Below are 25,441 nucleotides of genomic sequence, written 5' to 3' on the forward strand. Positions count from 1 at the left end.
CGCTCGAAGGCTGGATAAAAACGCCTCTATTCGAGGCATCCACATACTCTGGAGACAATCATGTACCCAAGGATAACCCTGGCGCGTGCGCACACGCGCTTGCTGCAAATTTGCGCGGCTGCATTGACACTAGCCGCGACGACTCCTGCCCTCGCGGCAGGTTACCCCGAACGCCCCATCACCCTGGTTGTCCCTTATACCGCCGGTGGCGCGACAGACGTCCTCGCGCGCACGGTCGCCGACAGTCTGTCCAAGGAACTCAAACAGACCATCGTCGTTGAAAATCATCCCGGAGCCGGCGGTACGATCGGTCAAACCCGCGTCGCGCGCGGCGGCACCGACGGCTACACCTTGTTGTTTGGCAATGTCGGCACCCTGGCCGCCAACGCATCCGTCTACAAAGACCTGCCCTATGACATCATCAGGGACTTCACCCCTTTGGGTTCGGTTGGCGACGCGCCACAAGTCCTCTCGGTCAGGGCTGATTTTCCTGCTTCTAACTTTGATGAATTCGCGGCTTACACCAAAGCACATGCCGCAAAAATGAATGCTGGCGACGCCGGCATCGGTTCGGGTGCGTTTCTGGGGAGCGTGCTGTTAAACGCAAAACTGGGCGTCGACGTTCCGAAAGTGCATTATCGCGGCGCGGCGCAAGCCACCTCGGATGTCATGGCAGGACAGATCGACTACACCATCGAAAGCAGCAGCACGGCGGTAGGATCTATCTCTGGCGGCAAGATCAAGGGGCTATTGGTGCTGGCTAAGGAGCGCGCCGGCGTACTGCCTGGAGTGCCCGCGGCAAGCGAGACCTCCTACCCTGATCTGAACTATGTCATCTGGAATATGATGCTGGTGAAAAAGGGCGTTCCGGCAGATGTCGTTGAAAAACTCAATGCTGCCATTAATGCGAGTCTCGAATCCCCGGCTCTTCTGGAGCGCTACAAACAAATGGGCCTAACCATCCCGGCTGCCGACCATCGGAGTCTGGAGGGTTCGAAAAAACTCCTGTCGGATGAGGTCGCCAACTGGCGCAAACTCCTTAGCGAAGCCGGCGTCAAACCCGAGTAACGCCGCGGGCATAGCGGGCGGCTGCCTTCCTGCAGCTTCAGTGGAAGGTGGACACCGCTCTGGCGATACGCACCAGTTTGCGGATGACGGTCTGGCTCTGGTCCATACCCCAAGCCGCATTGAACGAGATCCTGGGAAAGGCTGGGGCGTCCTTGAGGACGACCAGCTCCCCGCGCTCGAGTTCGGACTTAATCAACGGATAGGACATCAAACCGACTCCTGCGCCGCTGCATATCAATTGCTTCAAGGTCACGATATTGCTGCAGATATCGACCTTGATCCGCAGATTGTGCTCCTTAATCACCTTCATGAGCACGGGATACATGGGCGACTCCTTGGACAACGACCATAACGGCCGGCTGCCGAGCAAATCCAGCCAGCTTTCCTCTGAGCGACCGTTAATCTGACCAACGAGACTGGGTGCTCCGACGAGAACGACATCGATCTCTCCCAAAGGCTCGACGTGGAATTTATCCGACGTCAATGACGGAGTCGCCATGAACACGAGATCCAGATGCCCGGCCTCCAGCTTACTCACGCTGAGCGAAGTCTGCCCTACCTCCACATCGAAACTCAACTGAGGCATCGCGGTGCGCACGGCGCCGATGAAATCCGGAAACCAGGTCTGCCCGACAAGGCCGGCGATACCCAGACAGATGAGGCCAGAGGCGTGGCTGGCATCATCCAGCGAATAGATGACATCATCGATCGCAGCCAGAAGAGGTTTGATTTGCTGGACTAGCTCCCGACCCTGCGTCGTAAGGTCCATTTTCCGGCCACGCTTATGAAAGACCGGAAAACCCAGCCGCCCCTCAAGCTCCCGCATACGCACCGATACGGTCGGTTGCGTGGTGTACATGTGATCAGCTGCGGCCTGAAAGCTACCCAGTTGTGCGATGTGGCACAGCGTCTGAAGGTGCACGATATTTATTTTTGCCATTGTTTTGCCGAATTCGTGTCTGTCGCAGAAGCGTGCGGGAAAGCAGAGGCAGCCGACTTATGCCGCGAGTCCGCTTGCCTGGTTCTGCAACACTCGCATGATGTCGCGCCGTCCTCGGCGCCCGCAGGGCGAGCCGAAGGCACTACCCATCGCCCGGACGTTTAGGCCGCGCACAGGGTCCACACACCCGCGACAGACAGCTTCCCCACGCCCCTCGTTACACGCGGGGCCTCCTATTGCCAACGATTGTAGGGTGATTCTTAACCCGAGCCGCTATCTCCTCGCTGCCAGGCCCGCCCCACCATCGGCAGCTTCGCGCGCTCGAAGCTCAAGAAGAACCGACCGGCACAGTGTGGGTGGCAAACCTGAAATGATCCGCTTCATGGGCTGGACGACGGTGCAGCGCGGTCACCGGCATCGCCTTTTTCCATACGCATTCAAGGCCGTGAGACGAAAGCCCCCCCACACCGCCACGCCCAGACCCTATCCCCCATGCCAGCGTCGTGATGCCTGCCAGAGTTCGGAAGGATGCAGAGGGCGCCGCGCAGATCGACGCCTGCGGCCTGCGTCCTTACCCGCCGACGCCCATAGGAAATGCTGGCTGCGCTGCGGACCTGCAGGACCAGCACCGCAAGCGCGCTGCTGCCCATCTGAGCGATCGCTCTGTCGGCAAGCAAGGTCGTGCCGATGATGGCGAGCGACGTGCGAACCCAGGCCAGCACTTTCTGACTTTGATCCATGAGGAAGGGCGGCCGGCCTTGGGTCTAGGTCTAGGTCTAGGTCTAGGTCTAGGTCTAGGTCTAGGTCTGGGGCGGGGTGCGTAACGTCGCGGCACCAAGGCTCCAGGCCACAAACGCAAAAAAGCCGGCACCGCTTGCGCGATTCCGGCTTATGCCGCTGATGTCATTACCACCAGCTAAATTCGACCGTTGAAGATTGGTCGGGGCGAGAGGATTCGAACCTCCGACTCCTGCGTCCCGAACGCAGTACTCTACCAGACTGAGCTACGCCCCGATTTTCTTTCAACTATGAGCCCACAGACAATGTCTTCGGGCTCGTTTCGCAGTGCGTTTTGATCTAGCGATCTCTGTTTACCGCGAAAGCGCAGAATTCTAACAGAGAATTTTGATAAATGGAAACGGGGTAGATAGACAACGCATCGCGCGCCTTCTGCGCCTCGGCCTCGGCGGCCTGGCGCGCATGGGCGAGCGCGTCGGTTTCCTGGATCGCCAGGGCCACCGCGGCGAAGTCGGCGTCGCCGGTTTCGATCGCTTTGCGGATCAGTTCCTGCTGCGCGGGCGTGCCGACTTCCATGACGCGGATGAGCGGCAGCGTGGGCTTGCCTTCGCGCAGGTCGTCGCCGACGTTCTTGCCCAGGGCCACGGCGTCGCCGGTGTAGTCCAGGACGTCATCGATGAGCTGGAAGGCCGTGCCGACGTGGCGGCCATAGGCCGCCGCGGCGGCTTCCTGCTCGGGCGTGGCGCCCGCCAGTACGGCGCCCACCTGGGCCGCGGCTTCGAAGAGCTTGGCGGTCTTGTAGCGCACCACCTGCAGATAACGTTCTTCGGAGACATCCGGATCATGCACGTTCAGCAGCTGGAGCACTTCGCCTTCGGCGATGACGGTGGTGGCTTCGGAGAGGATCTGCATGATCCGCATCGAGCCGGCCTCGACCATCATCTCGAATGAGCGCGAGTAGAGATAATCGCCCACCAGCACGCTGGCTGCGTTGCCGAAGACGGCGTTGGCCGTCTGGCGGCCGCGCCGCAGGTCGGATTCGTCGACCACGTCATCGTGCAGCAGGGTGGCGGTGTGGATGAACTCCACCACCGCAGCCAGCAGCTGATGATGCGTCCCCTCGTAGCCGAGGGCGCGGGCCACCATGAGCACCATGGCCGGCCGCATCCGCTTGCCCCCCGCACCGATGATGTAGTCGCCGATGGTGCGGATCAACACGACATCGGAGTTCAGCCGCTCGCGGATAACCGCATCGACGGCTTTCATATCGTCAACAATGGGGGCAATGAGCGCGGGGAGATTCAAGACGTATCCGGATTGTGAAACGAGCCGCACGGGGCTCTTACCGCTAGGCCACCGCCTGCGGCAGTGGATTCCCGGGGGATTATACGGGCTGTCCAGGACGGACGCCCGATCGGCGCGCCCGGCGCGGGAATCGCGGGGCCGGACCCCGTTTTTGGGCTGAAAGTGTTTCAGCCATACCACCTAAGCCCTTAAGTCGAAAGCGATTTTTGACATTCATTGGGCGGCGGGCTAGAATCTTGAGCTTGGCTTTGGAAACATGCAAGGCCAATTAGGGATGGACTTACATCCTCCTCTTTCTTTTCAAGGAAAACCCCATGTACGCGGTCGTAAAAACCGGTGGCAAGCAGTATCGTGTTGCCGCTGGCGAAAAACTCAAGGTAGAACAGATACCTGCTGACATTGGGCAAGAAATCACCCTGGACCAAGTGTTGTCCGTGGGCGAAGGTGACCAGCTGAAAGTTGGTACGCCTCTCGTCGCCGGCGCTGTGGTCAAGGCTACGGTTCTTGCGCATGGCCGGCACGATAAGGTCAAGATCTTCAAGATGCGCCGTCGCAAGCACTATCAGAAGCGTCAGGGCCACCGTCAGAACTACACCGAAATCCGCATCGAAGCCATCACGGCTTAATGGATTTCTGGTTTTTTAGCAGGAGCTAAAACATGGCACAGAAAAAGGGCGGCGGCTCAACTCGCAACGGCCGCGACTCAGAATCGAAGCGCCTGGGCGTCAAGGTGTACGGCGGCCAGCAAATCCAGGCTGGCTCGATCATCGTGCGCCAGCGCGGCACCCGCTTTCACGCTGGCGTGAATGTCGGCATCGGCAAGGACCACACCCTGTTCGCCCTGGCGGACGGCAAGGTCAAGTTCGGCACCAAGGGTGCAATGAACAAAGCCACGGTCTGGGTGGAATCCGCCAACTAATTGGCGCTTCGACCAGAACGCAAGGCCCTGCCGCAACCGGCAGGGCCTTTTGTTTTCAGGCAGAATATTCACCATGCCGCGCCATCTTGCGCCGGCTTTTACTCTATACACACTATGAAATTCGTTGACGAAGCCACCATCGAAGTGATCGCCGGCAAAGGCGGCAATGGCGTGGCGAGCTTTCGCCGCGAAAAATTCATCCCCAGAGGCGGCCCGGACGGCGGCGATGGCGGTCGTGGCGGCAGCATCTTTGCCGTGGCCGACCGCAATATCAACACCCTGATCGATTTCCGCTACGCACGCCTGCATCGGGCCAGAAACGGCGAAAACGGCCGCGGCTCGGATCAGTATGGCGCGGCCGCGCCCGACATCACGCTGCGAGTGCCGGTGGGCACGGTGGTGCACGACGCCGAGACCGGCGATATTTTGTTCGACCTCAACCGCCACGGCGAGCAGGTCACGCTGGCTGCAGGCGGCCAGGGCGGCATGGGCAACATCCATTTCAAGTCCAGCGTCAACCGCGCGCCGCGTCAATGGACGCCCGGCAAGGAAGGCGAGCAACGCAAGCTGCGTCTGGAGCTCAAGGTGCTGGCCGATGTGGGCCTGCTGGGCCTGCCTAATGCAGGCAAGTCCACGCTGATCAGCCGCATTTCCAATGCGCGCCCCAAGATCGCCGACTATCCGTTCACAACGCTGCACCCCAATCTGGGCGTGGTGCGCACCTCGCCATCGCGCAGCTTCGTGGTCGCCGATATTCCCGGGCTGATCGAGGGCGCCTCCGAAGGCGCCGGCCTGGGCCATCTGTTTTTGCGCCATCTGGCGCGCACGCGCGTGCTGTTGCACCTGGTGGATGTCTCTAGCCCCGATCCGGATTTCGATCCGGTCGATGACGCGGTCCAGAACGCCCGCGCCATCGTCGAAGAGTTGCGCCGCTATGACGCGGAGCTGGCCGACAAGCCCCGCTGGCTGGTGCTCAACAAGCTGGACATGGTGCCGGATGCGGAATCCCTGCAGCAGCGCTTCTGCGAGGCGTTTGGCTGGACAGGCCCGGTCTTCGGCATTTCCGGCCTCAATGGCGAAGGCACCCAGGAATTGATCTGGGCCCTGCAAGACTATCTGGACGCCGAAAAGCAGAAAGACCAGATCGACCAGGACAAGGCAGACGGCAGTTTTGTGCACGAGGACCCGCGTTTCGATTCGACGCGCAGCACGCCGCCGGGCGGTGACGAATAAAATCCCGTCGTCATATTGCGTCATCGGCCGCCACGGCGGCCCGTCCTCGAAACCGCCCTGGTCATCACCATGACTGCCACCCCTATCTCGGTAATTGCATCGGCCAACCGCCTGGTTGCCAAAGTGGGCTCTTCGCTCGTCACCAATGAAGGCCGCGGCCTGGACCGTATCGCGGTCAGCCATTGGGCCGCGCAGATCGCGGCCCTGCACAAACAAGGCCGCCAGGTCGTGCTGGTCTCCAGCGGCGCGGTGGCCGAAGGCATGGCCCGCCTGGGCTGGCGCAAGCGCCCTTCGGTCATGCATGAGTTGCAGGCCGCCGCGGCGGTTGGGCAAATGGGGCTGTGCCAGGCCTACGAGGCCGCTTTTGCCGAACATGGCCTGCGCACGGCGCAGATCCTGCTCACGCACGAGGATCTGGCCGACCGCCATCGCTATCTGAACGCGCGCTCCACCCTCTTTGCGCTGCTGCGCCTGGGCGTGGTGCCCATCGTCAATGAAAACGACACCGTGGTCACCGACGAGATCCGGCTGGGCGACAACGACACCCTGGGCGCGCTGGTGACGAATCTCATCGAAGCCGACTCGCTCATCATCCTGACCGATCAGCGCGGCCTCTATGAAGCCGACCCGCGCAAGAACCCCGAGGCCCGCTTCATCTCGCACGCTCAGGCGGGCGATTCCGCGCTCGAGGCCATGGCCGGCGGGGCCGGCAGCGGCGTGGGCACCGGCGGCATGCTGACCAAGATCCTGGCGGCCAAGCGCGCTGCGCACAGCGGCGCTCACACGGTCATTGCCTCGGGGCGTGAACGCAACGTGCTGACCCGCCTGGCGCAAGGCGAATGCATCGGCACCGAGCTGCAGGCCAGCCTGCCCGTGTGGTCGGCGCGCAAGCAGTGGATGGCCGATCATCTGCGGCTACGCGGCCGCCTGGTGCTGGACGACGGCGCGGTGCGGGCCCTGCTCAATGAGGGCAAAAGCCTGCTGCCGATCGGCGTGACCGAAGTGCAAGGCGAGTTCGAGCGCGGCGATGTCGTGGCCTGCGTGGATGCGGCCGGCCGCGAGTGCGCGCGCGGGCTGGTCAACTACTCGTCGTCGGATACGCGCCGCATCATGCGGCACCCGTCGTCGCAGATCGCCACCCTGCTCGGAAGCATGACGGACCCCGAACTGGTGCATCGCGACAATCTGGTGATCACCGAGTAAAGCGCTACCCATGGCCGGGCGCTTACGGGCACTCGGACAGTTCCGCCAGAAAGATATAGCCCCAATGATGCACGGCGTGCAAGGGCAGATCGACCCCTGCGCGCCGGGCCTTACTGCGCAGCCGCGACACCAGCACGTCCATGTGGCGTGATTGCATCCCCTGGGCATTGGCGCCCCGCCTGACGCAACAGCCGGGCGACGAAAACAATCGCGCCAGAAACCGCGCCTCGATGGGCGTCAAGGGCAAGGTGACGCCCTCGGGGCCATACAGCGTGCGCCGCGTGTCGCTCAGGCTCCAGCCTCGGGACAGGCCCTGGCCGCGCGAGCGGCGCGCCGCGTCCACCACCGCCAGCAGTTCGGCGGCCAGCCAGGATCTGCCCGTGTCGGCCATGCTGAAGCAGACATCGGCGCCGGCTTTCAGGGCGGCGATGCGCAAGCCCGGCGCGACGTCGCCATACTGGACCACCACGCACACCCCCTGACCTCGCCCTTTCACCAGTCTGATAATGCGGGTAACGCTGGCCGTACCCGCGGCACCGCTGCGCACCAGGAGCACGTCCGGGGTAAACGCGTTCAACTTGTGCTCCCAGTCGTCGTCCAGGCCCAGTCTGTAGAGCTGCCAGCCGCCGCGCCGGAAGGTGGTCTCCAGGTGATCCTGATCGCTGGCGGAAAGCACCGCGCCCTGGCAGTTGATAAGCGCCAGCGACGGCACCCTTGGCGCACGGCCTTCGGCGCTGTTCAACTCCCAGAATGAGGGCAGCCCCTCATCCAGCTCTCGAAAAGATTGCATCATGGCGGGTGGATTCCAGTGACATTATCTGAACCACATAAGTGGTTTAATTAATCACCAAAGTAATTTAATCCCACGATTCAATCAGCCTGTGAAGACTTTTTCAGACCGATTGAGACAAGCACGTGCATTGCGGGGTTACACCCAGCAGGATCTCGCTCGCGCATGTGGTTTGTCGCAAAGCGCCATCGGCAGCTACGAAACCAGTCAACGGTTGAGCAGCCGGTCCGTACGGCGCCTGGCCATGGCGTTGAACGTCAGCCTGGACTGGCTCGAGATGGGTCGCGGCCCGATGGATCCTGGCACATCGCTGGCTGAACCTGCTCCCGAAACCGTCGACAACGTCGCGGCTTGGCCTTTCCGTACAGTAACTCCGGCGCATATTGCTTCGCTGTCCAAACGCGACCTGCGACTGCTGGAAAATACTGTCCGAAGCTTCATAGAAGCCTGTCAGGCAGAGCCGGGCCACCCGAGCCGCCCCGCAAAACCCAAGAAACCCCGCTGATCCGAGGACCTGCCGGCTCTCGCCCCTAGACTGCGTCCGCCTCACGCGCGCTTCCCGCCCCACAGATCACGTATGTGCTTAATTTGAGCACCAAGGTAAGCGCAGCTCACGCTTCAATCCCGCCGTGAACACCTTTTCAGACAGATTGAGAGAAGCTCGCGTATTACGGGGTTACACGCAGCAGGCGCTGGCGCGCGTGGCGGGCCTGTCGCAAAGCGCCATCGCCAGCTACGAAAGCGGACGCAGACACAGCAGCCGGGCTTCCCGCCGGCTGGCGCGCGCCCTGCGCGTGCAGCGCGACTGGCTGGAGACCGGCCAGGGCCCGCGCGAGATCGACATGCCGCCCGAACTGCAAGAGCCCGGCCCGCCCCGGGCCGCGCTGCACCCACGGGATCAATTCATTCTGGATCGTCTGGTCAACGCCTATATCAGCGCCTGTCTCGAATGGCCGCCGGAACAGGCCGCCATGAAAAAGCCCGCCGGTGAGGGCGGGCTCTGAAGCGCCAGACAGCTGGCCTTAGCGCGTGGGCGCAGCCGGCACGCCGCCCGCGGCCGGTGCCGCAGCAGGCGGGGGAGCGTCACCGCGGATCTTGGCGGCGATGGCGGCCGCAGCATTGGCCGTGGGCACGCCAAAGGCCAGCACGCCCTTGTTCAGCGGCTCGGCGATACGCGGCGCGGCGATGAGCTCGCGATCGATGACCAGCACCAGCATCTTGCCCACGTTCTGGGTGCTGACTTCGGTCAGCTTGCGGGTGCCAGACTCGCTAAAGCGCAAGCCGACGAAATTCTGGCCTTGACGATCCACCAAAGCTTGGGCCTCGGTCAGATCGGCGCGGGTAAGCACCGGTGCGCGTTGCAGATACAGCGTGCCGTCGGAGACCTTGACCGGGGTCAGCGAAGGATCGGCGTCCGTGGAGGCGATGTAAAACTCGACTGCCGCGCTGGTGGCCGGGGCCTGGGCCTGCGTGGCCGCGGTGGGCTGGGTATTGCCGTTGGCTGTCTTGTCCGCGCCCTTGGGAGCTGCGCATCCGGCCAGCGCCAGGACAGCAATCAAAGCCGCCGGAGCAAGTTTTCGCTTAGTCAGTTGCATAGTGGATTCCTTCTGAGGTTGGCTTGCGTACCAGGACAGGGCCTGCCCCTGGCTCATGAACAAAGTTTACAGGGCCATATTACGCGGCTTCACGCCGGACTGCTTCCAGATGTAAAGACCCAATACGGCCTATACTCCGGATTCACGCAGGGGTACTCGTGCGCCGCAAGGCACGCGTGTTGAGAGAGTCCCTTCGTACCAGTACGGATAATGCCGATGCTGGGAGCGTCTTTCCCCGGGTATTGCCCGCGGGGAGAAGATCCCGATTCGGCTCCATTTTCTTTGGAGCTTTCCATGAATGCCAACCCGAAGTTCCTGGCCGCCACGGCCGAGGTCGACGCTGCCGCTGTCGCACCGCTTCCCAAATCCCGCAAAATCTACGAAACCGGCTCGCGGCCCGATATCCGGGTGCCCTTTCGCGAAATCGAGCAACACGATACGCCGACGATGTTCGGCGGCGAACACAACCCGCCGTTGACCGTCTACGACACCAGCGGCCCCTATACCGATCCCCAGGCCACGATCGACATCCGCCGCGGCCTGCCGGAATTGCGCCGCGCGTGGATCGATGAGCGCGGCGACGTGGAAGTGCTTGACGGCCCGAGCAGCGAGTACGGCCGTGGCCGTCTGGAAGACCCCAAACTGACGGCCATGCGCTTCGATTTGCGCCGCCCGCCGCGCCGCGCCAAGCCGGGCGCCAACGTGAGCCAGATGCACTATGCCCGCCGCGGCATCGTCACGCCGGAGATGGAATACGTCGCCATCCGCGAAAGCCTGCGCCGCGAACATTATCTCGAGTCGCTGCGCGCCAGCGGCCCCGAAGGCGAGAAGATGGCCCGCCGCCTGATGCGCCAGCACCCGGGCCAGTCTTTTGGCGCCGCCATCCCCACGGCCATCACGCCGGAGTTCGTGCGCGACGAAATCGCGCGCGGGCGCGCCATCATTCCGGCCAACATCAATCACCCGGAAGTCGAGCCGATGATCATCGGCCGCAATTTCCTGGTCAAGATCAACGCCAATATCGGCAACTCCGCCGTGAGCTCGGGCATCGGCGAGGAAGTCGAGAAGATGACCTGGGCCATCCGCTGGGGCGGCGACACCGTCATGGATCTGTCGACCGGCAAGCACATCCACGAAACGCGCGAATGGATCATCCGCAATTCGCCCGTCCCGATCGGCACAGTCCCCATCTATCAGGCGCTGGAAAAAGTCGACGGCAAGGCCGAAGACCTGACCTGGGAGATTTTCCGCGACACGCTGATCGAGCAGGCCGAGCAAGGCGTGGATTACTTCACCATTCACGCGGGCGTGCGTCTGCCCTTCATCCCCATGACCGCCGATCGCATGACGGGCATCGTCTCGCGTGGCGGCTCCATCATGGCCAAGTGGTGTCTGGCGCACCACAAGGAGAGCTTCCTCTACGAGCGCTTCGAAGAAATCTGCGAAATCATGAAGGCCTACGACGTGAGCTTCTCGCTCGGCGACGGGCTGCGCCCGGGCTCCGGCTATGACGCCAATGACGAAGCGCAGTTCGCCGAGCTCAAGACCCTGGGCGAGCTGACCCAGGTCGCCTGGAAACACGATGTCCAGGTCATGATCGAAGGCCCGGGCCACGTGCCCATGCAGATGATCAAAGAGAACATGGAGCTGCAGCTGGAGCACTGTCACGAAGCGCCCTTCTATACGCTGGGGCCGCTGACCACCGACATCGCGCCGGGCTACGATCACATCACCTCCGGGATCGGCGCGGCGATCATCGGCTGGTATGGCACGGCGATGCTGTGCTATGTCACGCCCAAGGAGCACCTGGGCCTGCCCAATAAGAAGGACGTCAAGGACGGCATCATCACCTACAAGATCGCCGCCCATGCCGCCGATCTGGCCAAAGGCCATCCGGGCGCGGCCGTGCGCGACAACGCCCTGTCCAAAGCCCGCTTCGAGTTCCGCTGGGATGACCAGTTCAACCTCGGTCTGGACCCGGACACCGCGCGCGAATTCCACGACGAGACGCTGCCCAAGGATTCGATGAAGGTGGCGCACTTCTGCTCGATGTGCGGCCCGCACTTCTGCAGCATGAAGATCACCCAGGACGTGCGCGAGTACGCCGCCAGCCAGGGCCTGTCGGATCAGCAGGCACTGAGCCAGGGCATGCAGGAAAAAGCGATCGAGTTCGTGAAAAAAGGCGCGGAGGTCTATCACCGCAACTAAGCGGCGCGCGCCCGCCCCACGCAACCGCCCGCGTCAGCTCACTGACGTGGGCGGTTTTTTTTGCCCGCCAGCCAGTGCAGGCCCGCCGCGACCAGCAACAAGCCCAGCATGATGCAGCCCCAAAACAGCCAGGCCGCCACGCCGATGACGGCCGACAGCCCGCCGGCCATGGGCAGGACGGCGTTGGCGGCCCGGGCGAAATCCAGCAGCATCTGCTGCAGCATGGGCATCCAGGGCCCGTCCAGCAGCGGCCCCGCCCAGGGCGGGGCGGGCTGGGCCTGCGTGCCCGTCGGCAAGCTCGCCGCGGCGACGGCGCCCAGCATCCAGTCGGTCAGGCGCAGCAACAGCCAGATCGTCAGTGTCCACAAGCCGGCCAACACCGCAAAGGACAGCCAGATAAGTTTTCTCATGACAGCTCCGCGCAAAGCGGCAGGATAGCGAGTCTGGCCAGACCGAAAAACCAGTTCTGGCGATACCCACACTACGAAAAAACCGAAGTTTTCGCCTCGGCGAGGATGCGCTGCACCAAGGGATGCTGCTGGCCGCGCCGGTTGCGTATGGCGTGGATTTCCTCGTGGACGGCCTCGCAGCGGCCCAGCGGGCGCAGCCCGTTGAGCAGGCGGACGTCTTCGCCGCCCATGCGGCTCAATGGGAAAACACCCAGGCCGCGCGCGGCGAACACCGCCATGAGCGCGCTGTCCTCGAACTCGCCAACGATCTGCGGCACGATGCCCTGCGCCTCAAACCAGCGATCCAAGGTCTGGCGCAGCACCGAGTGCCCGGTGGGCAAGAGCAGCGGCAGCCGGGCCAGACTGGCGGGAAAAGCCGCCACATCGGCGCGCCGCACCCAGCGTGCCGGCCCGTACCAGTCCACCGGCGAGGAGATCAGGCGCTCGCTGGTCAGCCGCAGATTGGGATTGGGAGGAGCCCCCTGCCCGGTGAGCACCAGGTCGAGGTGATGGCGGGCCAGTTCGCCCAGCAGTTCGTCGACCTCGCCGTCGTGGCAGGTCAGCCGCAGGTCCGGTGTCTCCAGGATGGGCCCGAGCAGCGCATGCACCGCCAGTTTGGAGATCCCATCCGACAGCCCGATGGCCAGCCGCATCATCGGCCGGGTGGCCGCGGATCGTACGTCGTCGGCAAGCTGCTGGCCGATCTGGAATATCTCTTCGGCCCGGGCGAAGGCCGCCTCGCCCGCTTCAGTGAGCGCCACGCCCCGCCCGGCGGGCTTGAGCAATTGATGCCCGAGGTTGCGCTCGAGCTCGCGCACCTGGGCGCTGATGGTCTGGATGGCCATATCCAGTTTCTCGGCCGCCCGCGCGAAGCCGCCCTCTTTGGCCACAGCCCAGAAATAGTAGAGATGCCGGTAGTTGAGCATGGAATCACTTCGGTTTTTTCGAACCATAGCTCAAATTCAAGCTGATTTATAGAGCAGGCCCATGCCAGGAAGATGACAACCTTCTTAGACGAGGTAAAGCATGGATGCCTTGATGACTTTCTTTCTGAACGATTTTCTGGGCACGCCGGTCTGGAGCTGGCTGCTCTTTCTGGGCGTGGTCGTGGCCCTGCTGGCCTTTGACCTGGGCGTGCTGCACAAGGAGGAGCGCGAGATCGGCGTGCGCGAGAGCCTCTTGCTGTCGGCCGGCTATATCGCCGCGGCCCTGGCCTTTGGCGGCTGGATCTGGTGGCAAATGGGCGCCGAGAGCAGCATGGCGTACTACACGGGCTTTCTGATCGAAAAATCATTGTCCATGGACAATGTCTTTGTGATCGCGCTGATCTTCACCTACTTTGCCATCCCGCGCCTTTACCAGCACCGCGTGCTGTTCTGGGGCATCTTGGGGGTCATCGTGCTGCGCGCCATCATGATCGGCCTGGGCACGGCGCTGGTCAGCCAGTTCGGCTGGATCATGTATGTGTTTGGCGCCTTTCTGGTCTACACCGGCTTCAAGATGTGGCGCATGGTGGATGAAACACCCGACATCGAGAACAACGCCATTCTCAAGTTCCTCAAGCGCCGCATGCGCGTGACGGATGGTTTGCGCGGCAGCGCCTTCACCGTGGTGGAGACCGACCCGGCCACTCAGCGCAAAGTGCGCTTTGCCACGCCGCTGCTATTGGCGCTGGTGTTGATCGAGTTCGTGGATCTGCTGTTCGCGGTGGACTCGGTGCCGGCGATTTTCGCCATTACCACCGACCCCTTCATGGTCTATACCAGCAACATCTTCGCCATCCTGGGTCTGCGTGCGCTGTATTTCGCCCTGTCGGCCCTGATACACCGCTTCCATTACCTGAAGTACGCCCTGGCGCTGGTGCTGGTCTTTATCGGCGGCAAGATCTTCCTGCACGGCCTGGTGGGCAAGGTGCCCGCGACCTTCTCGCTGTCGGTGACCTTCGGGCTGATCGCGGCAGGTATCCTTTATTCGCTGTGGAAGACCCGCAAGGAAGTCCCCGCCAGCTAACACCTGCCCCTCAGGGCACCTGCAAGGGCGCTCCGAGGGGCTTTACTCTTACAGCAGCTTGCCGGGGTTCATGATGCCGGCCGGGTCGACCAGGCGCTTGATGCCCGCCATCAAGCGCAGCTCCAGCGGATCCTTGGTGTGCAGGAAATGCTCGCGCTTGAGCTGGCCGATACCATGCTCGGCGCTGATGCTGCCGCCATAACGATGGACCTCATCGAGCACCACGTCCGTCACACGCCCGCCTTCCTGCGCCGCCCACGCTTTGCTCGCGCCCTCAGGGCGCGACAGGTTGTAGTGCAGATTGCCATCGCCGAAATGCCCGAAGATATAGAGGCGGATACCGGGGTCCAATTCGCGCACGCGTTGCTGGGCGGTCTGCATGAAGGCGGGGATCTTCTCGATGGGCAAGGACACGTCATGCTTCAAGTGCGGCCCGTCGGCGCGCTGGGCTTCGGAAATCTCCTCGCGCAGCTTCCACAGTGCCTGCAGTTGGCCCAGCGAGGCCGATACCGCGGCGTCCAGGCACAGCCCCTCTTCGAGCGCCTGACCGATCACCTTCTCCAACATGGCGGTCAGGGCCGCCTCGTCCTCGGTGTCGGCCAACTCCATCAGCACGTAACCCGGATAGCGCTGAGCGAAGGGTTCCTGCACCCCCTCGGCATGCCGCAGCACCAGATCCAGGCAGTCACCGGTGAAAAACTCATAGGCTTGCAAACGCGCGCCGCACGCCTGGAACAGCAGCTCGTACAACGACAAGGCCTGGGCCGGCGACTCCACGGCCGCCAGCACCACCGTACGCACATCGGTGCGCGGAAACAGGCGCAGGGCCACGGCGGTAATCACGCCCAGCGTTCCCTCCGAGCCGATCAGCAACTGTTTGAGGTCATAGCCGGTATTGTCCTTGCGCAGCGTACGCAGCCCGTGAAAGATCTCGCCCGTCGGCAGAACGGCCTCCAGCCCGAGGACCAGCTCGCGCGTCATGCCGTAGCGCACGACGTTGACGCCGCCGGCGTTGGTGGCAACGTTGCCGCCGATCTGGCTGGAATCCTCGGCCGCCAGGCTCAAGGGCAATAGCCGGCCGGCGTCCTGCGCGGCGCGGCGCAGATTGCCCAGGATGCAGCCCGCCTCGGCCACCATGGTATTGGCGATGGTATCGATGCCGCGGATGGCATTCATGCGATCCAGGCTCAACACCACGTTGGCGGGCGACGCGTCCGGCGTTGCCGCCCCGCACAGGCCGGTGTTGCCCCCGCGCGGCACCACCGGCACCGCCTCGGCCTGGCACATGGCCAGCGCATGCGCGACCTCTTCGGTCGTGCGCGGGCGCAGCACCGCCTGGGCCTGGCCCTGGTACATGCCGCGCCAGTCGGCCAGCCACGGTGCAACATCGTCAGGCCGGGTCAGCACCACATCGGGACCCAGGGCGGCGGTCAAGCGTTCGGCAAAAGTGTTCTGGCTCATGGTTCAGGCTGTCAGAGAAAAATCGAGTTGCAGGCGGGCGGCGGCGTTGCGCAGATGCTGCCAGGCCGCCTCGCGCGCGGCATCGGCGCGGCCGGCGGCGATGGCTTGGAAAACGGCAATATGCTCGCCGTGCACGGCGCGCGCCAGACCCTGCTGGCGAGCGGTATTGGCGCGCGCGGCGGTCACGGCCTGGCGCAATTGCAGATTGAGGTAGTGCAGCAAACGCTGGTAATGCTCGTTGTGCGTGGCGCGCGCGATGGCCAAATGAAAGGCGACATCGTGCTCGCTGCCCTGCACGGGATCCTCCAGATGCAGTTCGAGGGCCGAAAGCGCCGCCTGCATGGCCTGCAGATCGGTCGGGTCGCGGCGCTGGGCGGCCAGCGCGGCCGCACCCGCCTCCAGGTCCATGCGCAATTCATACACCGCGCCCAGGGCGGCACGATCCAGCGCGATCTCCGGCGGCACCTGGAAACCCTGCGCGCCGGTGCGGGCGATCACCGTGCACCCCGAGCCCTGACGCGTGCGCACCAGGCCTTGCGTGCGCAACCGTTCGGTCGCTTCGCGGATCACGGCCGCGCTGACCCCGTATCGGGCGGCCAAAGCGCGGCCCGAGGGCAGTTTTTCTCCCACGGGATAGTCGCCGCGGCCAATCTCATCGGCCAATTGATGGGCGACCTGTTCGGTAAGCGTCCTCGTTTGCATGCCGCGGATTATAGCCACAAAGCATTCAGGTTATCTGATAACTTTGGGCGCACATCCGCCCCACGCCCGACCGTCTCAACGATGGCGGCAGACGGGGCAGTCGGGATCGCGCGGCACGTTGACGCTATGCCATTGCATGCTGCGCACATCCAATTGCAGCAGGCGGCCGGCCAGGGTCTGGCCCAGACCGGCGGCCAGTTTCAGCGCCTCGGCTGCCTGCATGGCACCAATGATGCCCACCAGGGGCGCCAGCACGCCCGTCGTGGCGCAATTGATTTCTTCGACCTCGTCCGACTCCGGGAAGAGGCAGTGATAACAGGGCGCGTCATCGCGGCGCAGGTCGTAGGTGCTGATCTGGCCGTCATAACGAATGGCCGCCCCCGACACCAGCGGCTTACGGTGCTGCACGCAGGCGCGGTTGATGGCATGCCGGGTGGCGAAGTTATCGCAGCAATCCAGCACGATGTCGGCAGCAGCGACCGCGTCGGCCAGGGCCTGGCCATCCAGCCGTTGGACGCGGGGTTCGACCTCCACCTCCGGATTGAAGGCCGCCAGCATGTCGCGCCCGGACTCGGCCTTGGGCCGGCCCAGGCTGGCCGTCGTGTGCAGGATTTGGCGTTGCAGATTGGACAGTTCGACGATGTCGTCGTCGACCAGCGTGATGTGTCCCACGCCGGCGGTGGCCAGATAAATGGCGGCGGGCGAGCCCAGCCCGCCCGCTCCGATGATCAGGACTTTTGCCGCCAGAAAGCACTCCTGCCCTTCGATGCCAAGATCGTCGAGCAGGATGTGCCGGGCATAACGCAGCAGTTGCTGGTCGTTCATTTCTTGCCGGCGGGCTCGACTCCGGACGGCGTGATCGTCATGCGCTGGGTCGTGGCGCCCGTGGCGTTGGGCTTGATATCGGCCTTGGCCTGCGCCCGCGCCGAGCCCTTCTGCACCGGCTTGCCTTGCAGCAGGTTGATGCCTTGCAGCAGCTGGAAGTCATCCTTGCCGCCGAACTCGAACACCTTGCCAGCCGGCGTGTCGGGGTTTTCGTTGGGGTCGGACTTCACTTCCGAGTTGGGGCTTTGCTGATTGGACAGATGGCGCTGCAGATCGGCTTCGCGCGGCAGGCGGAACAGATCGCCATCGGCCGTATCAGCCACGACGTAATCCGGCTCGATGCCCGTTGCCTGGATGGAACGGCCGCTGGGCGTGAAATAACGCGAGGTGGTGAGCTTGACCGCCGTGGTTTCGGACAACGGCAGGATGACCTGCACCGAGCCCTTGCCGAACGTGCGGTTGCCCAAGACCTTGGCCCGCTTGTGATCCTGCAGCGCGCCGGCCACGATTTCGGAAGCCGAGGCCGAGCCGACGTTGACCAGCACGACCATGGGCACTGTCTTGGTCCAGGCCGGCAGGTCGTTGAGGTAGTTCCCTTCGCCGCGGGAGTACTCCGAGGGCGTGGCCAGATACTTGTGGCGGGCATCAGGCGTGCGGCCGTCGGTCGACACCACCAGGGCATCGGTCGGCAGGAAAGCGCCGGCCACGCCGATGGCGCTGTTGAGCAGGCCGCCCGGATCGTTACGCAGATCGAGCACCAGACCCTTCGGCGCTCCCTTGGCGCCGAGCTCGTTCAGGTGACGGGCCAGATCCGGGCCGGTTTTTTCCTGGAACTGGGCAATGCGCACATAGGCCACGCCGTCGTCGAGCATCTTGCTGCGCACGCTGCGCACCTTGATGATGTCGCGCACGATCTTGATCACGATGGGCTGCGGGCGATCCGCGCGCATGATGGTCAGCGTGATGGTGGACTTGGGCTTGCCGCGCATGAGCTTGACGGCGTCATTGAGAGACATGCCCTTGGTCGGCGTGTCATCGATCTTGATGATGAGGTCGCCCGCCATGATGCCGGCGCGCGCGGCCGGCGTATCCTCGATGGGCGAGATCACCTTGACGAAACCGTCTTCGGCACCGACTTCGATACCCAGCCCGCCGAACTCGCCCTGCGTGGCGGTCTGCATTTCGCGGAAAGCGTCTGCGTCCAGGTAGGCCGAATGCGGGTCAAGGTTGGAGACCATGCCCGAGATCGCATTGCTGATCAGGGTCTTGTCGTCGACCTGTTCAACATAGTTGTTCTTGATCGCGGCAAAAACGTTGGTCAGCTGCCGCAATTCGTCCAGCGGCAATGGGCTGCCCCGCTGCGCGACCGCGGTCACGCCCACGCTCAGCAGTATGCCTGCCACGACACCCGTGGCGACCAGACCGAAACCGCGAAACTTGCGAGTGCTCATGCACACATCCTGATTTTGATGCCCGATTTATTGAGCCAGCCACTGGGCTGGATCCACCGGGGCGCCACTGTGGCGAATTTCAAAGTATAGGCCCGATTCAACCTGACCACCGGTAGCCCCCACTGTAGCAATAGTATCTCCCGTTGCCACGCGGTCGCCCACTCGCTTGAGCAGGCTCTGGTTATAAGCGTAGACCGTCAGATACTGCTGCCCGTGGTCCACGATGATCAGATTGCCGAAGCCACGCAGCCATTCTGCATAGACCACGGTCCCGGGCGCAACGGACTTAACCGCCGTCCCCTCCGGGGCACGAAGCACAATCCCGCGCCAGACCCCGCCATCGGGGCGGCTGACGCCGAAGCGGCCCTGCACCTGACCCCGCACCGGCGGGGGCAACCCACGGCGCAGGCCATTGCCGCCCCCGACCAGGGGCCGCGCCTCTTCCTGCGCGGCTTGCGCCGTGCGTGCTGGCGCGGTCTGGGGCTCGGAAACGGGCTTGTCGGCCTCTTGCCTTGAGGGTTGGACAGGTTTGGTCGCAACTGGTTCACGCGATTCGACGAGACGGGGGTGCGCGCCCTCGGCGGGCTTGAGCCCCGCGCTGTCCGGATCGGCCACTACCGCGGCCCGGCGGTCGCGCTCGATGGCCGCCTCGGCCTGCTCGCGCACCCGGGCGGCTTCCTGGGCATCCTGGCTGCGCCGGGAGTCGGCTTCGGCCTGCCGGGCCTTGCGCGCGGCCTCCGCGCGCCGGCTTTCCTCGGCCTTGCGAGCCTGTTCCGCCCGGCGGGCCTCTTCCGCCTTACGCGCCGCTTCGAGCCGGCGCGCCTCCTCGGCCTTGCGCCGGGCCTCTTCGGCCCGGCGGCGCGCTTCTTCCTCGGCCTGCTTGGCGATGGCGGTGCCCAGATCGTCGATCAGATGGGTCAGCCGCTGGTCATCCCGCCCCAGGCGATTGGCCTCGGCACGCTGCGCCTCTATCTGTCCCTCTAATTTGGCCAACAGGGTGGCACGCTCTTTCTGCTGCGCGACCAGCGCCGATTTTTCGTTGGCGGTTTCGGCCGTCAGTTGCTGCAGCTCGGCCCGCCGGGCATCGGCGCGCTTTTGCAGCGCATTGAGACGATCGATGTCCTGACGCACTTCGGTGACGGCCTGCGTGCGCGCGCGGGACACATACTCCAGATAGCCCAGATTGCGGCCCAGCTCCTGGGGGTCGCCGCCGGACAGCAGCTCCGTCCAGGGCGACAAACCGCTGGTGTACTGCGCCTGGAGCTGGCCGGCGAGCTGGGTGCGCCGCTGATGCAGGACCTCGGTCTGGCTGGCGATCTGCTTTTCGAGCGACGCCAGATCTCCCTCTGCCAAGCGCGTGCTGTCGGCCAGTTCGCGCAGGCGCCGGTTGATGGTGGAGATCGCCGACTCGGATTCCTTGAGCGCATCGGCGGCCTCCTTGCGGGCAGCCTCGCGCTCATCGATGGTTTTCTGCAAAGAATCGATGCGGTTGCGCAGCGCGGCCTGCTGCCGCTCGGCCTCCGTCTGGCGGCTGGCCAGATCGCCCGACGCCGCCTGCGCCGCCTGCGGCACCCATGCCGCGACGGCCAAACCCAGCAAACCCGCTGCGAACCGCATGCAATCAGTCCTTCTTTGCCTTGCCTTGCGCGGCCACGGCGGCCATCGCCGCTTCGATCTCGGCCGCATCGCCCAGATAGTAATGGCGAATCGGACGCAGATTTTCGTCCAGCTCGTAGACCAGGGGCTGGCCGGTGGGAATGTTGATGCCGACAATGTCGGCATCCGACACGTTGTCCAGATGCTTGATCAGCGCGCGCAGGCTGTTGCCGTGGGCGGCGATCAGGACGCGGCGGCCCGAGCGGATGGCCGGGGCGATCGACTCGTTCCAGAAGGGCAGCACGCGGGCCACGGTGTCCTGCAGGCATTCGGTGGCGGGCAGCTGTTCGGCCGGGATCTTGGCGTAGCGGCTGTCAAAGCGCGGATGGCGCGGATCGTCCAGGTCGAGCGGCTCGGGTGCGATGGCATAGGCGCGGCGCCAGATCAGAACCTGCTCATCGCCGAACTTGGCGGCCGTCTCGGCCTTGTTCAGACCTTGAAGCTGCCCGTAATGACGCTCATTGAGGCGCCAGTTCACGCCGACCGGCGTATACATGGCGTCCATGGCGTCCAGCGCGATCCACAAGGTGCGGATGGCGCGCTTGAGCACCGAGGTGTAGGCGAGGTCGAATACATAGCCTTCGCGCTTGAGCAGTTCTCCCGCCTTGCGGGCCTGCTCACGGCCGGTTTCGGTCAGGTCGACGTCGGTCCAGCCGGTGAAGCGGTTTTCCAGGTTCCACTGGCTTTCGCCGTGGCGCATAAGGACGAGTTTGTACATGGTCAGAGGCGCAAAATGCGCAGGTTGGAGGTGAACAATAGGCTCATTTTATAATTGACTGATTTTGCCTCAGGCTTAGCCCTCCCGGCGCGGTATGCTGCCGGTCCGTCGCCATCAGGCCCGAAAGCCACCCGGCCCGACGCCAAGCGTCGAAAACCCGGGTGTCCAAGGCGCCGCTTTTCAGGACGTCTCGTGGATTTTCTGCAATTTTTGCTCGATAAGAACAATATTTTCATCGTCGTCGTGGCGCTGGCTTCGGGCGCCATGCTCGTGGTGAGCGGCCTGCGCAAGGGCCGCGGCGGCTCGGCCGTGGACACCACCGCCGCGATCCAGATGGTCAACCACCAGGGCGCAGTCTGGGTGGACGTGCGTGCCGCCGAGCAGTTCCAGGCCGGCCACATCGCCCAGGCGCGCAGCGTTCCGGCCGATGATCTCGAGAAGAAGGCCGCGGCGCTGCCCAAGAACAAGCCGCTCATCCTGGTCTGCGAACAAGGCCGCACCTCGCCGCGCATCGCGCAACGTCTCAAGGCCCTGGGCCTGACCGACGTCAAGACGCTCGACGGCGGCATGCGCGCCTGGTACGCCGCCAATCTGCCCGTGACGCAGAAAGGCTAAGACCGCAACCCCGGGATCCTTAATGGGTCCTAAATTGCTTTCGATTGAGGAAAACCATGCAAAAAGTCGTTATGTATAGCAAGGATTACTGTCCGTATTGCGCCCGGGCAGAAGCTTTGCTGCGTCAACGCGGGGTCGCCGAGATCGAGAAAATACAGATCGATCACGCGCCCGCCCAGCGCGACGTCATGATCGAGCGCACCGGCCGCCGCACGGTGCCCCAGATTTTCATTGGCGACACCCATGTGGGCGGCTGCGATGATCTCCAGGCGCTGGACCGCTCCGGTGGTCTGCTGCCCTTGTTAAACGGCTGACGGCAACAACCGCCAACGGCTTCCCTCAAGCCCTACAACCCTAAAACCGGAATATCTCATGGCCGATCAGGACCAAAACACTCAGCAAGCCGGCTCCGAAGGGCCCGCCTTCAACCTGCAACGCGTCTATCTCAAAGACCTGTCGCTGGAAATGCCGAATGCGCCGCATATTTTCCTGGAACAGGAAGGCCCGGCCGTGGAAGTGAGCATCAACGTCGGCGGCCAGCGCCTGGCTGACACGGTGTTCGAATCCACCGTCACCGTCACCGTCACCACCCGCGTCAACGACAAGGTGCTGTACCTGGTCGAAGGCACGCAAGCCGGCATCTTCGAACTGTCCAACATCCCGCCCGAGCAGATGGATCCCATCCTGGGCATCGTCTGCCCGACCATGCTCTACCCCTATCTGCGTGCCAACGTGGCCGATGCCATCACCCGCAGCTCGCTGCCGGCCCTGCACCTGACCGAAGTCAACTTCCAGGCCCTGTACGAACAGCGTCTGGCTGAAATGGCGCAACAGCAGGAAGGCAAGGTCAACGGCGCCGACTCCGGCATCATCCTGCCGCCCGGCGCGACCCGCCAGTAAACGCTACACGCCATGGACCGTTCCCCTCCCCCTGCCTTGCGCGCAGCCGTTCTCGGCGCGGGCAGTTGGGGCACGGCCCTGGCTGCGGCGGCTGCCCGCCGCCACCCCACCTTGTTGTGGGCACGCGATCCGGCCCAGGCCCAACAGCTGCAGGCCCGGCGCGAAAATACCCGTTATCTGCCTGACGTGGCACTGCCTGCCGCGTTGGACATCAGCGCCGAACTCGACCACGCCCTGGATTTTCTGGGCCCGGATCCCGATGCGGCGCTCATCATCCTGGGCGTGCCGGTCGCCGGCATGAGCGGCATCATGGCCGAGCTCGCCCGGCGCCTGCCCGCGCGCGGGATGGCCCGTACCCCCATCGTCTGGACCTGCAAAGGCTTTGAGACCGAGACCGCCCGGCTGCCGCACGAGATCGCGCACCAGGCCGCCGCCAGCCTACAGGGGCTGGCCTGCGGCGTGCTGTCCGGCCCCTCTTTTGCCCGCGAAGTCGCCCAGGGCCTGCCCGTGGCGCTCACGGTAGCCAGCGACGATCCACGCGTCACCCGCGCGACCACCAGCGCCCTGCACGGCGGCGCGGTCCGCGTCTATGCCAGCCAGGATGTGGTCGGCGTCGAAGTCGGCGGTGCGCTCAAGAACGTCATCGCCGTGGCTTGCGGGATCTCCGACGGCCTGGCGCTGGGCACCAATGCCCGTGCCGCCCTCATCACCCGAGGCCTGGCCGAAATGGCCCGCTTTGGCGCGGCGCTGGGCGCGCGCGCCGAGACCTTCGCCGGCCTGACCGGGCTGGGGGATCTGGTGCTGACGGCCACCGGCGAACTCTCGCGCAACCGCCGCGTAGGCCTGGAAATCGGCGCGGGCCGCAAGCTCGCCGACATCCTGGCCAGCGGCGTGACCGCCGAGGGGGTGCGCTGCGCACGTGCGGCCCTGGAGCGGGCCCGCGCTTTGGACGTCGAATTACCCATTACGGAAGCCGTGTGCGCCGTGCTGTTCGACGGCGTGGCGCCCATGACTGCTGTGTCGGCCCTGCTGGCCCGCGAAGCGCGCCAAGAGGGCCCGGGCCCTTGCCACAAGGAACCCAGCTCCTGAGACGGAGCGTTTTGCCCCCCATCCGCGCTTACACAACAAGAAACCCGAGGAGAGCCTTCCATGTCTTTCGCACGCCTGTTCGCCCGCCTGCGCGGCGCTCTGGGGCTGGCCAGCGTCCTGCTGCCGCTGGCGGCGCACGCCGCCTGGCCCGAGCGCCCCATTCATCTGGTGGTGCCCTTCCCGCCCGGTTCGTCGCCCGACCTGCTGGCCCGTACCATCGCCGAACCGTTGTCGCAGGCATTGCAGCAATCCATCGTGGTGGACAACAAGCCCGGCGCCGGCGGCAATATCGGCACGCGCATGGTCGCCCAGGCCAAGCCGGATGGCTACACCCTGCTCTACACCATCAATGGCCCGCTGGTCACCGCCCCCACGCTGTACAAGCGGACCCTGGGCTACGACCCGCTGACGGATCTCGCGCCCATCACCCTGGTGGCCACCAGCCCCAATGTGCTGACCGTGCCCGCCAACCTGGGCGTGAACACGGTGCAGGAGTTCGTGGCGCTGGCCAAGACCCGCGCCGGCACGCTGAACTACGGCTCGGTCGGGCCGGGCAGCTCGGCCCACCTCGCCATGGAGATGTTCAAACAGGAAGCCAAGATCGATCTCACGCAGATCCCCTACGCGGGCTTTCCGCAGATCATCTCGGCCATCATCGGCGGCGATGTGCAAGCGGGCTTCATGGTGCCCGCCATTGCGATGCCGCAGGTCAAGGACGGGCGCGTCAAGGCGTTGGCCATCACCAGCCTGCAACCCAGCGAAGCCCTGCCCGGCATTCCGACCATGGCCTCGCAGGGCTATCCGGGCTTTGAGGCCATTTCCTGGAACGCGATCCTCGCTCCCGCCGGCACGCCCACGCCCATCATCGAGCAGCTCAACAGCGAGCTGGCCCGCATCATCGGCAGCGAGGCCGTGCGCAAGCAGATGCTGCTGCAATACTTCACGCCCGCGCCGTCCACCCCCCAGGCGCTGACGCAGCGCATGCGCGAAGAAAAGACGCGCTGGGACCGCGTCATCCAGAACCTGAACCTCTCTCTGGATTGAGGCTCTGCGGGGCCGCGCGGCCCCGCGGCTCATTCTCCGCCGGCGTAATCCTGCTGGCGCCAGGCCTCGAACACCGTGACGGCCACGGCATTGGACAGATTGAGACTGCGCTGCCCGGGCCGCATGGGCAGGCGCAGCCGCTGCGCCGGCGCAAACAGCGCCACATGCTCGTCGGACAGGCCGGCCGTTTCCCGGCCGAACACAAAGACGTCGCCCGGCTGAAAATGCATGCCGGCGGCGCTGCGCGCGCCCTGAGTGGTCATGGCAAAGCGGCGTTCGAGCGGCGCACCCGTGGCGGCGAGCGCCGTGGGCAGGTCGTCATGCACCTGCATGGGCTGCCATTCGTGATAGTCCAGCCCCGCCCGGCGCAGCCGGGCATCATCCAACGCAAAACCCAGCGGCCGCACCAGATGCAGTTGCGCGCCGGTATTGGCGCAAAGCCGGATGGCGTTGCCCGTATTGGGCGGGATTTCGGGGCAGACGAGGATGACGTGGAACATGATGACGGAAAGGGCGCCGTGC

Annotated in this window: 27 protein-coding genes and 1 tRNA gene; 14 read left to right on the forward strand and 14 right to left on the reverse strand. The window is 64.3% G+C overall.

The window, feature by feature from the left end:
- Window positions 1-60: 60 nt before the first annotated feature.
- Window positions 61-1,068 carry a Bug family tripartite tricarboxylate transporter substrate binding protein gene (locus CAL22_RS19655; RefSeq protein WP_094816062.1) on the forward strand — a complete coding sequence of 336 codons (1,008 nt, stop codon included), beginning with the start codon at window positions 61-63 and terminating at the stop codon, window positions 1,066-1,068.
- A 37-nt stretch (window positions 1,069-1,105) separates the two neighbouring features.
- Here the strand turns inward: CAL22_RS19655 and CAL22_RS19660 are convergent, their stop codons facing one another.
- From CAL22_RS19660 to ispB, 3 genes are all read right to left on the reverse strand, one after another.
- Window positions 1,106-2,008, reverse strand: coding sequence for a LysR family transcriptional regulator (locus tag CAL22_RS19660; protein ID WP_094816064.1), 903 nt, complete (start codon window positions 2,006-2,008; stop codon window positions 1,106-1,108).
- A gap of 937 nt (window positions 2,009-2,945) precedes the next feature.
- A tRNA-Pro gene (locus CAL22_RS19670) sits at window positions 2,946-3,022 on the reverse strand.
- A gap of 63 nt (window positions 3,023-3,085) precedes the next feature.
- On the reverse strand, window positions 3,086-4,051 hold the full coding sequence (ispB, locus tag CAL22_RS19675; protein ID WP_094816067.1) for an octaprenyl diphosphate synthase: 966 nt from the start codon (window positions 4,049-4,051) through the stop codon (window positions 3,086-3,088).
- 314 nt (window positions 4,052-4,365) lie between these two features.
- On the opposite strand from ispB, the gene rplU reads away from it, so the two are divergent.
- The 4 genes from rplU (at window position 4,366) to proB (ending at window position 7,406) form a co-directional block, all read left to right on the forward strand.
- On the forward strand, window positions 4,366-4,677 hold the full coding sequence (gene rplU, locus CAL22_RS19680) for a 50S ribosomal protein L21 (protein WP_005016713.1): 312 nt from the start codon (window positions 4,366-4,368) through the stop codon (window positions 4,675-4,677).
- 32 nt (window positions 4,678-4,709) lie between these two features.
- Window positions 4,710-4,970: a 50S ribosomal protein L27 gene (rpmA, locus tag CAL22_RS19685; RefSeq protein WP_005016714.1), complete on the forward strand. Its 261-nt coding sequence runs from the start codon at window positions 4,710-4,712 to the stop codon at window positions 4,968-4,970.
- A gap of 114 nt (window positions 4,971-5,084) precedes the next feature.
- The gene (gene obgE, locus CAL22_RS19690) at window positions 5,085-6,203 is read left to right on the forward strand and encodes a GTPase ObgE (RefSeq protein WP_094816069.1); all 1,119 of its coding nucleotides are present in this window, start codon (window positions 5,085-5,087) and stop codon (window positions 6,201-6,203) included.
- Window positions 6,204-6,272: 69 nt separating this feature from the next.
- A complete protein-coding gene (gene proB, locus CAL22_RS19695; RefSeq protein WP_094816071.1) occupies window positions 6,273-7,406 on the forward strand; it encodes a glutamate 5-kinase in 1,134 nt (377 codons plus the stop codon).
- A gap of 22 nt (window positions 7,407-7,428) precedes the next feature.
- On the opposite strand, the gene CAL22_RS19700 is transcribed toward proB, so the two are convergent.
- Window positions 7,429-8,199, reverse strand: a complete 771-nt coding sequence (locus tag CAL22_RS19700) for a transcriptional regulator (RefSeq protein ID WP_094816073.1) — start codon at window positions 8,197-8,199, stop codon at window positions 7,429-7,431.
- Between the two features lie 88 nt (window positions 8,200-8,287).
- Here CAL22_RS19700 and CAL22_RS21455 point away from each other — a divergent pair, with 88 nt between their 5' ends.
- Together CAL22_RS21455 and CAL22_RS19710 are read left to right on the forward strand one after the other, a co-directional pair.
- On the forward strand, window positions 8,288-8,701 hold the full coding sequence (locus CAL22_RS21455; protein ID WP_094816074.1) for a helix-turn-helix domain-containing protein: 414 nt from the start codon (window positions 8,288-8,290) through the stop codon (window positions 8,699-8,701).
- 145 nt (window positions 8,702-8,846) lie between these two features.
- The gene (locus tag CAL22_RS19710) at window positions 8,847-9,200 is read left to right on the forward strand and encodes a helix-turn-helix domain-containing protein (protein ID WP_432264316.1); all 354 of its coding nucleotides are present in this window, start codon (window positions 8,847-8,849) and stop codon (window positions 9,198-9,200) included.
- 18 nt (window positions 9,201-9,218) lie between these two features.
- Here the strand turns inward: CAL22_RS19710 and CAL22_RS19715 are convergent, their stop codons facing one another.
- A complete protein-coding gene (locus tag CAL22_RS19715) occupies window positions 9,219-9,791 on the reverse strand; it encodes a SecDF P1 head subdomain-containing protein (protein ID WP_094816077.1) in 573 nt (190 codons plus the stop codon).
- A 294-nt stretch (window positions 9,792-10,085) separates the two neighbouring features.
- On the opposite strand from CAL22_RS19715, the gene thiC reads away from it, so the two are divergent.
- Window positions 10,086-11,999 (forward strand): phosphomethylpyrimidine synthase ThiC, encoded by a 1,914-nt coding sequence (gene thiC, locus CAL22_RS19720; RefSeq protein WP_094816079.1) that lies wholly within the window; start codon window positions 10,086-10,088, stop codon window positions 11,997-11,999.
- Window positions 12,000-12,037: 38 nt separating this feature from the next.
- Here thiC and CAL22_RS19725 read toward each other — a convergent pair whose 3' ends face one another.
- Window positions 12,038-12,409 carry a hypothetical protein gene (locus tag CAL22_RS19725; RefSeq protein ID WP_094816081.1) on the reverse strand — a complete coding sequence of 124 codons (372 nt, stop codon included), beginning with the start codon at window positions 12,407-12,409 and terminating at the stop codon, window positions 12,038-12,040.
- A gap of 71 nt (window positions 12,410-12,480) precedes the next feature.
- Window positions 12,481-13,374 carry a LysR substrate-binding domain-containing protein gene (locus CAL22_RS19730; protein ID WP_094816083.1) on the reverse strand — a complete coding sequence of 298 codons (894 nt, stop codon included), beginning with the start codon at window positions 13,372-13,374 and terminating at the stop codon, window positions 12,481-12,483.
- Window positions 13,375-13,474: 100 nt separating this feature from the next.
- Here CAL22_RS19730 and CAL22_RS19735 point away from each other — a divergent pair, with 100 nt between their 5' ends.
- Entirely contained in the window at window positions 13,475-14,458 is a 984-nt protein-coding gene (locus CAL22_RS19735; protein WP_094816085.1) for a TerC family protein, read from the forward strand.
- 48 nt (window positions 14,459-14,506) lie between these two features.
- Here CAL22_RS19735 and CAL22_RS19740 read toward each other — a convergent pair whose 3' ends face one another.
- From CAL22_RS19740 to gpmA, 6 genes are all read right to left on the reverse strand, one after another.
- The gene (locus CAL22_RS19740; RefSeq protein WP_094816087.1) at window positions 14,507-15,919 is read right to left on the reverse strand and encodes an FAD-binding oxidoreductase; all 1,413 of its coding nucleotides are present in this window, start codon (window positions 15,917-15,919) and stop codon (window positions 14,507-14,509) included.
- Window positions 15,920-15,922: 3 nt separating this feature from the next.
- Window positions 15,923-16,621 carry a FadR/GntR family transcriptional regulator gene (locus CAL22_RS19745; protein WP_094816089.1) on the reverse strand — a complete coding sequence of 233 codons (699 nt, stop codon included), beginning with the start codon at window positions 16,619-16,621 and terminating at the stop codon, window positions 15,923-15,925.
- Window positions 16,622-16,696: 75 nt separating this feature from the next.
- Window positions 16,697-17,446 carry a HesA/MoeB/ThiF family protein gene (locus CAL22_RS19750; RefSeq protein WP_094816091.1) on the reverse strand — a complete coding sequence of 250 codons (750 nt, stop codon included), beginning with the start codon at window positions 17,444-17,446 and terminating at the stop codon, window positions 16,697-16,699.
- Window positions 17,443-18,897 (reverse strand): S41 family peptidase, encoded by a 1,455-nt coding sequence (locus CAL22_RS19755; RefSeq protein ID WP_094816093.1) that lies wholly within the window; start codon window positions 18,895-18,897, stop codon window positions 17,443-17,445. The genes CAL22_RS19750 and CAL22_RS19755 overlap by 4 nt, the downstream gene beginning before the upstream one ends.
- 27 nt (window positions 18,898-18,924) lie before the next feature.
- On the reverse strand, window positions 18,925-20,514 hold the full coding sequence (locus CAL22_RS19760) for a murein hydrolase activator EnvC family protein (protein ID WP_094816095.1): 1,590 nt from the start codon (window positions 20,512-20,514) through the stop codon (window positions 18,925-18,927).
- A 4-nt stretch (window positions 20,515-20,518) separates the two neighbouring features.
- Complete coding sequence (gene gpmA / locus CAL22_RS19765; RefSeq protein ID WP_094816097.1) at window positions 20,519-21,271, reverse strand: 2,3-diphosphoglycerate-dependent phosphoglycerate mutase; 753 nt, start codon at window positions 21,269-21,271, stop codon at window positions 20,519-20,521.
- Between the two features lie 192 nt (window positions 21,272-21,463).
- Between gpmA and CAL22_RS19770 the strand changes: the two genes are divergently transcribed.
- The 5 genes from CAL22_RS19770 to CAL22_RS19790 are packed head-to-tail and all read left to right on the forward strand — an operon-like array spanning window position 21,464 to window position 24,919.
- On the forward strand, window positions 21,464-21,886 hold the full coding sequence (locus CAL22_RS19770) for a rhodanese-like domain-containing protein (protein WP_094816099.1): 423 nt from the start codon (window positions 21,464-21,466) through the stop codon (window positions 21,884-21,886).
- Window positions 21,887-21,942: 56 nt separating this feature from the next.
- Entirely contained in the window at window positions 21,943-22,200 is a 258-nt protein-coding gene (gene grxC / locus CAL22_RS19775) for a glutaredoxin 3 (RefSeq protein WP_094816101.1), read from the forward strand.
- Window positions 22,201-22,258: 58 nt separating this feature from the next.
- The gene (secB, locus tag CAL22_RS19780) at window positions 22,259-22,786 is read left to right on the forward strand and encodes a protein-export chaperone SecB (protein WP_094816103.1); all 528 of its coding nucleotides are present in this window, start codon (window positions 22,259-22,261) and stop codon (window positions 22,784-22,786) included.
- Window positions 22,787-22,798: 12 nt separating this feature from the next.
- Window positions 22,799-23,875, forward strand: coding sequence for an NAD(P)H-dependent glycerol-3-phosphate dehydrogenase (locus CAL22_RS19785; RefSeq protein WP_094816105.1), 1,077 nt, complete (start codon window positions 22,799-22,801; stop codon window positions 23,873-23,875).
- Between the two features lie 60 nt (window positions 23,876-23,935).
- Window positions 23,936-24,919 (forward strand): Bug family tripartite tricarboxylate transporter substrate binding protein, encoded by a 984-nt coding sequence (locus tag CAL22_RS19790; RefSeq protein WP_094816107.1) that lies wholly within the window; start codon window positions 23,936-23,938, stop codon window positions 24,917-24,919.
- A 29-nt stretch (window positions 24,920-24,948) separates the two neighbouring features.
- Here the strand turns inward: CAL22_RS19790 and CAL22_RS19795 are convergent, their stop codons facing one another.
- Complete coding sequence (locus CAL22_RS19795) at window positions 24,949-25,419, reverse strand: tRNA (cytidine(34)-2'-O)-methyltransferase (protein WP_094816814.1); 471 nt, start codon at window positions 25,417-25,419, stop codon at window positions 24,949-24,951.
- Between the last annotated feature and the right edge of the window lie 22 nt (window positions 25,420-25,441).

Origin of the sequence: Bordetella genomosp. 12, from assembly GCF_002261355.1 — a bacterium.
Taxonomy (GTDB): domain Bacteria; phylum Pseudomonadota; class Gammaproteobacteria; order Burkholderiales; family Burkholderiaceae_B; genus Bordetella.